6 protein-coding genes and 1 pseudogene are annotated in these 6,526 nt (G+C 58.0%); 2 read left to right on the top strand and 5 right to left on the bottom strand.

Annotated elements, in window-relative coordinates:
• Positions 1 to 455 (top strand): annotated as a pseudogene (locus HMPREF3011_RS10825) (NYN domain-containing protein); the annotation flags it as partial.
• A 177-nt stretch (positions 456 to 632) separates the two neighbouring features.
• Here HMPREF3011_RS10825 and HMPREF3011_RS10820 read toward each other — a convergent pair.
• Complete coding sequence (locus HMPREF3011_RS10820) at positions 633 to 1,469, bottom strand: PspA/IM30 family protein (RefSeq protein WP_049181976.1); 837 nt, start codon at positions 1,467 to 1,469, stop codon at positions 633 to 635.
• 161 nt (positions 1,470 to 1,630) lie between these two features.
• On the opposite strand from HMPREF3011_RS10820, the gene HMPREF3011_RS10815 reads away from it, so the two are divergent.
• Positions 1,631 to 2,932 (top strand): serine hydrolase, encoded by a 1,302-nt coding sequence (locus HMPREF3011_RS10815; protein WP_070841518.1) that lies wholly within the window; start codon positions 1,631 to 1,633, stop codon positions 2,930 to 2,932.
• Positions 2,933 to 3,025: 93 nt separating this feature from the next.
• Here the strand turns inward: HMPREF3011_RS10815 and trxA are convergent, their stop codons facing one another.
• From trxA to HMPREF3011_RS11540, 4 genes are all read right to left on the bottom strand, one after another.
• Positions 3,026 to 3,406, bottom strand: coding sequence for a thioredoxin (gene trxA, locus HMPREF3011_RS10810; protein WP_005511980.1), 381 nt, complete (start codon positions 3,404 to 3,406; stop codon positions 3,026 to 3,028).
• Positions 3,407 to 3,548: 142 nt separating this feature from the next.
• The gene (locus HMPREF3011_RS10805; protein ID WP_246821536.1) at positions 3,549 to 4,301 is read right to left on the bottom strand and encodes a fumarylacetoacetate hydrolase family protein; all 753 of its coding nucleotides are present in this window, start codon (positions 4,299 to 4,301) and stop codon (positions 3,549 to 3,551) included.
• Between the two features lie 184 nt (positions 4,302 to 4,485).
• Entirely contained in the window at positions 4,486 to 5,682 is a 1,197-nt protein-coding gene (locus HMPREF3011_RS10800; RefSeq protein ID WP_038627050.1) for an acyltransferase family protein, read from the bottom strand.
• Between the two features lie 142 nt (positions 5,683 to 5,824).
• The coding region (locus tag HMPREF3011_RS11540; RefSeq protein ID WP_246821535.1) for a DnaB-like helicase C-terminal domain-containing protein at positions 5,825 to 6,526 on the bottom strand (702 nt) is incomplete at its 5' end.

Genomic DNA, 6,526 nt, shown 5'->3' with positions numbered 1-6,526 from the left:
CCTCCGATTCCGCGTCGTCGACTGCAACCGGCAGTGGGGAGTCGGCGACGGAGCCGTCGGCAAGCGAAGACGGTGCCAACGCGAGTACACCGAAACCAAGCCCGCGGCCGAATCCTTCGATGATGGCGCCAAGGAGGAAGCTGCGTAGTCGATACGTGCCCCTGCCGAACGAGGTGTGGGCATCCGCGGGTTTCCAGACGCCGTTCGATGTGGGACAGCAGTACGCGAACTGGTGGTACGAGAATATTGCGAACGAGCAGGCGCGCGATAGTGCCCACTTGCTCTCTGGTGGTGGGCTGCCGCCGGACATTGATCGTCCGCTGCTGCAGTTTGCGTGCGAAACCCTGCACGAATACACGCTGACGGAGACGCAGCGCGTCAATCTGCGCGATGGTTTCCACGCCGGTATCCGCGGGGTGCTGCTCGCGCGGAAGAACGGCGAATTGGAGAAGTAGCGCGCCTCAAGGCTTCGGCAGTTTCGATGGCTTCAGCACTACTGGCGCTACTGTCGCTGCTGGTGCGGCTGACGCGAGAAAGTGTCGGGGTTTATGGCAGTTTAGGGTGGTTTTCCCGCTCAGACTGCCATAAACCCCGACACTTTCTTGTTGGCGATTGTTGGCAACTGGTGAAGGCTACTTCGCTTCGTCTGCGTCCGTTGTGGTGTCCTCAACGGCCTCGGCGGCCTCGGCGGACTCCAGCTCGCCGGCATTATCCTTCGCGGCAGAACCGGATTCGAGAGCAGCGCTTTCATTATTCATCTGGGCACGAATTTCGGCCAGGCGCATGTCGGCAGCGGCATCGCGAGTCGAAGTCTCGATCTCAGCCATGCGACCTGCTTGTGAGGATTCCGCGAGCTCCTGAGCGCCCAACGCATTGGCGTAACGACCTTCAATCTTCTCACGGACCGAATCTAAAGTCGGCACATTCGGATCCTCGGAAATACCCTGCATGCTCTGGAGAGTCTTCGACGCGGTCTCTTGCATCTTGGCCTGATCCGCCTGCGACTCCAGCTTGCGGATATCCTGCTTAATCTGCTCGTAGCGAGCCTGCGACTGCTGCGCCTGACGCTGTGCCTCCTCAGCAGCAGATACGGCCTGCTGGTGGAGCTGCGTAGTATTTTCCAGCTCCTTTTCAACATTCACCAGCTGGGTGGCAAACGCCTCAGCAGTGCTTTCCATCTTCTGTGCAGTGGCCTCATCGCCCTTGGCACGAGCCTGATCCGCATTGGCGAGTGCCTGGCGGGTGTTCTCGGTAATCTTGTCACGCTCGGAGGTCAACCGCCCCAGCTGCATTTCCAGCTGATTGCGGTTGCCGATGATAGCCGCAGCCTGACGCTGAATCTCCTGATGGCGCTGACGCTCGGCCTCAGCTGCCTGTGCAATCTGAACCTTCGGATCCGCATTGTCCTCGATTTTCTTATCGAACGAAGACATCATGTACTTCCAGCCCTTGGCAAATGGATTAGCCATGCAAATCCAACCTTCCTCAACATATGCGGAATAACTAATCGGAACCGAGAAGATTCCATCTCTTAAAAAATTGTACGTGAGCTAGCTCGCTCTCTCTCGGCAAACGGAAAGAGCTGGTTACCGACAAGCAAGACTCCCCCAGAGTTGTAAACTCTCTAAACATGGTTCATTGCCCTCAACGCGCGTACCGCGGACTTGCCGCGAGTCTCGCCGCGGTAATTACTCTGTCAGCAACTGCGCCGCTGGCTAACGCGACAGTCACCGCAACTGCTGACTCCACCGATACCGGCGCATTTTCGCAGGTAGTCGTCGCAGCTCCATCCTCAACGGAGCCGACTAAGCCCTCCGACGCAAAAACCAAGAAGACCACCGAAAAGCCAGCTGAAAAGACTCCCGAGAAGAGCACAGGAAAAACCACAGAGAAGTCGGCGGAACAGTCGCCTGAGAAGTCGACTGAGAAAACCTCTTCAACGACATCGGAAACGTCCTCAACGGAGCCGTCGGAAAGCACTGCGAAAAGTGAGCCGAAGGCGTTTCCCCCACTTGTGCCGGGGGCGAAGACCCAGTGGGGCCTTGGCGTCCAAACTCGTCTCGACCAAGTGACCGAGGAGTTTGATGCTAAGGGCGGCATGCTCGGCATGGGCATCCTGGATCGCCAGACCGGTGAGTTCATCTGCAACGCACACTGTGATGATGTTTTTCGCCTCGCCAGCCTGATGAAGGTATTCATCGCCGATGTCGTGGCCTACTCCAACTACACACAGCCGAAGAAGGACGAGATCGTCGCTGGCCAGGGCGATATGCCGGTTGAGGGCAACCCTGACGCCATGCTGCGCGACGACATGATTCGATACTCCAACAACGAAGCAACTGACGAGCTGTGGGATTCCTACGGCGGTGTACGCATCGTTGACAATGTCCGGCAGCGCTACGGCCTGTCGGATAAGCCCGTCGGCTCGCCTATGTGGGGAGCCACCACTAGTACGCCAGCCGACATGGTCGCCTACTTTGACCGCATGCTGAGCGAAGAAGGCGGACTGAGCGACACGGAGACCAAATACATGCGTCAGCTGATGTACTCACTGCCGCGCTACTCCTACGGCGATGCAGACCAGAACTTCGGTCTGCGTGCAGCGCTACCGAAGGAAACGATTGCCAACAAATCCGGTTGGTACGAAGAGCAGCACACCACTGCCGGATTCCTTGGCGACGATGACCGTTACGCTATCGCGGTTCTGGGCAAAAACCTGACCGCCAACGACCTCACCGAAGCTGTCAAGCACGTGTTCCCGGGCGGGCAGGTTCTGCCAACAGGTGAGAAGGAGACAAAGCATGCCCGCACCAGCGCGGCACTGTCGATTGAGGAGGACTCAAACAAAGTCGCTCCAGCCCTGTGGGCACTAGTAGCGGCACTCGCTGGCTTTGGTATTGGCTGGCTCATTCGTGGCCAGCGCGCGGACTAGATACAAAAAGCCCCCGCGGGCTTGAGGCGCGGGGGCTTATCCGGCAGTGCTCCAAGTTGGAAAACGCACAGTATGCGGACTAAATCGCAGAATTTACTCGGTAGCGCTATCCTGTGCGGCCTGCTCGGCAATCTGCGCACGGACATCATCCATGTTCAGCTCCGAAGCCTGGCCAACCAGGTCGCTCAGAGCGGTCTCAGGCAGCACACCAGAGTGCTGGAACAGCAGGATTCCCTCGCGGAAAACAAACAGCGTCGGAATCGACTGAATGCCCAGGGCGGCCGAAACCTCCTGGTTGGCATCGGTGTCCAGCTTTGCGAACACTACCTCTGAGTGCTTCTCCGAAGCCTTCTCATAAATCGGGGCGAACTGGCGGCACGGACCGCACCAGGATGCCCAGGCATCAACGAGCACAATGTCGTTGTTCTGAATAGTCTCAGCGAAAGTCTCGTTCGTAATATCAACAGTTGCCATGGGTCTAACTCCTCTTACTCTTTAACGTCGTGTTCTAACTTCACGTTCTTTACGTAGGTTTTTACCCGTTAGTCTCCCACAACGCACGCGGGGGTCGATTCATTCCCGCCGGGTTCGCGGGGACGTCGTAAAGCGGCGCGTGCTAGTGGTTGATGCGGACGGTGTTGATCTGTTTACCCAGGCCATCGATGGTGATAATCATTTCCTGACCATCCTGAAGGTAGGTCTGCGGGCTCATGCCGTGGCCAACACCCGCCGGCGTTCCCGTGGAGATGACATCGCCCGGGTTCAGCTGCACGAACTGTGAGATGTAGGCGATTAACATCGCCGGGGAGAAAACAAGGTCCGCAATCGGGGCATCCTGGCGCAGCTCTCCGTCGACATATGTGCGCACCCGTGCGGAGTCCGCATCGAAAGCATCGGCTGTGAGCATCCACGGACCGAAAGCACTGGCGCGCTGCAACGTCTTCCCCTGTAGCCACTGCGCGGTGGCGTACTGGAAATCGCGCTGGGTGAAGTCATTCATAATCGCGTACCCAGCGATAGCGTCCTGCGCCTGCTCCTCCGACACCCGCAAGCAGGTCTCGCCGACGATAACCGCGAGTTCGCCTTCATAATCGAGCTTTTCCGCGCAGGCCTCCGGCACTCGGATATCATCCTTCGCACCGGCGACGGCATCGGCAAACTTCGCGAATAGCGTCGGCACCTCGGGGCGCTGGTGTCCCATCTCATCGATGTGCGCGGCATAGTTCAGGCCAACACAGACGATCTTGCCCGGCCGCGTGATCAGCGGTGCGAACGCCCACGCGCTCTCCGCCATGACGTTGTCAGGGTTGTCCCCCGCCTCCGCCAAGAGTTCTTCCGCTTCACGACGCCACGTTGGCCGCGCTAACACATCTCCGAGACAGTGGTCATCAAAAAGGACCGCTACGCCGTCGCCGAGAACAGCGGCGCGGGTGCACCCTGGTATCGCAACGTTGCTAGACGCATGGCTTTCTCATTTCTTTATGGCTATTCTCTGTGTCACTTCTGCCGCCTGATCGGCTCTCGGTTCCACGCTACCGCCTTGTTGAGCTGAATTAGGAAGCAGGTTCGCTCTTTGGTTGACGCAGAGCCTCGCCTTCAGGCTGGGAGGGAAGATTCTGGCTGCGCTGAAGAGCACGCTGTCCCGGCGTAGTCATGCGCACTACCCAAGCAGGACGGACGAAGAGCCATCCGGCACCGATGGCAAGCAGCAACCTGTGCAGACCGAGACACAGCATCGCCGCGATGATGGCCACCAGCGGCGTCATGATGACCAAGTGTGGGTCCTTCGGCAGGATGAGGTCGCAAATAATCATGACCACAACCAACATTGGAATGTGCATGAGGAAGATAGGCAGCGTTCGGCCGCCAATCTTTTCAAAGGGCACAACTAGGCGAGTGTTCTGCAGCATCGCCATAACATTGATTGCAGCCAGTGCGCCAGTGGTGGACAGGTACACGTGGGTGAAGCCGACGTTGCCTTCGTTAAAGCTCGCGTAGGTCGCCTGCACCCAGATTGCCACCGACAGGAACGCCGTCAGCGTCACTAGCAGTGAGAGGCCGCTGCGACGCTGTGCCATCCGGAAGATCCAGGGCGCACCGTACATGCCCAGCACGTAGAAGAACAGCATCTTGCTGACAAAGTCCCACGACCAGCTGGATGAGGCAAAAGGCGCCCATGCACTAATGAGGCCTGAAACGATGAGCTGAATCACCGGATGTACCCAGCGGAATGCTCGTGTGAGAATTGCAAATAGCGCCAGCGCCCACAGGAACCACAGGTAAGAAGTTGGCTCGATGACCGCGTGAAGCGTGTTGTAAATCCGCGGCCCCCACGCGCCGCGGTCCGCAATCGACGGCGGAGACACGATGCCATCGGCATCCACGTGCGTATATGGCATGAGGAAAAGCACGAAGTCACGCAGTGGAACCCAAATCACGTAGAGATAGACCATCACCCAGATTCGGCGATTGGCCAACTTATGCCACGACTCCTTGAGTGCCTTGCCGGCGAACAGACCAGATAGCAGGAAAAACAGCGGCATACGGATTGGTCCGAGGAAGAAGTTAATCCCCGCCCACTGCGCCGTGTAGTAACCGTGCGCTTGCAGCTCTGTGATGGCATGGCCAAGCACAACCAATAGAATGCACAGCCCCTTGGCCGCATCTACCCAGCCGACGCGCTGTTTCGGCGCACTCTTATGCCTTTTAGCTTTGGCTTCCGCTGCCGCGGGAGCGGCAGTTGGTGACATAGTGCTTCCCCGCTTCCCGACGACTCCGCGTAACCCTCAAAACCTTCAAAACCGTCAACACACGAAAACTCGCCCCATTGACTGTCACTCACCTTACCTAGCCACCCGGATTGCACTAATTCTGGGTGGCTAGGCCAGGAACCTAGAGAGAACCGCTGGGCTCCTCCGCCAGGTTGGCGAACCTGGAGTAGTGCAGCTGGTGGGCCACAGCAATGCTTCCGGTCGGTCCACCACGGTGCTTTGCGACGATAATATCCGCCTCACCAGCACGTTCATGGTCAGCCTCCTGCGAGTCCGGCCGGTAAATCAGCATGACGATATCGGCATCCTGCTCCAGTGAGCCCGACTCACGCAGGTCCGAGACCTGTGGCTTCTTATCCGTGCGAGCTTCCGGACCACGGTTCAGCTGCGAAATTGCAATCAGCGGTACCTCGAGTTCCTTCGCCAACAACTTGAGCTGACGGGAGAACTCCGAGACCTCTTGCTGTCTGGACTCGACTTTTTTACCCGAGCTCATCAGCTGCAGGTAGTCGACCACGATCATCTTCAGATCGTGCTTCTGCTTCAGCTGACGTGCCTTCGCGCGAATCTCCATCATGGTCAGGTTCGGCGAGTCATCAATAAACAGCGGAGCATCGCGGATCTTGTCGCCGACCTCGACCAACTTGGTCCAGTCCCGCTCATCCAGGTCACCGGAGCGCAAAGATGCCATGTTGATCTTCGCCTCTGCGGACATGATGCGCATCATGATTTCATTGCGCGACATCTCCAACGAGAAAATTGCGCTGGTCATGCCGTTGCGAATCGAGGCCGAACGCATGAAGTCCATCGCCAGCGTGGACTT

It is taken from the genome of Corynebacterium sp. HMSC074C04, assembly GCF_001838295.1.
GTDB classification, from domain to species: domain Bacteria; phylum Actinomycetota; class Actinomycetes; order Mycobacteriales; family Mycobacteriaceae; genus Corynebacterium; species Corynebacterium amycolatum.
Note: the sequence above shows the minus strand (reverse complement) of the source record. Positions and strands in the feature narration are given on the sequence as shown.

What these genes read in the sequence shown, in the direction of transcription:
- HMPREF3011_RS10820 (WP_049181976.1), bottom strand. Translation starts at nt 1,469, where the DNA reads ATGGCTAATCCATTTGCCAAGGGCTGGAAGTACATGATGTCTTCGTTC.
- HMPREF3011_RS10800 (WP_038627050.1), bottom strand. Translation starts at nt 5,682, where the DNA reads ATGTCACCAACTGCCGCTCCCGCGGCAGCGGAAGCCAAAGCTAAAAGG.
- HMPREF3011_RS10815 (WP_070841518.1), top strand. Translation starts at nt 1,631, where the DNA reads ATGGTTCATTGCCCTCAACGCGCGTACCGCGGACTTGCCGCGAGTCTC.
- trxA (WP_005511980.1), bottom strand. Translation starts at nt 3,406, where the DNA reads ATGGCAACTGTTGATATTACGAACGAGACTTTCGCTGAGACTATTCAG.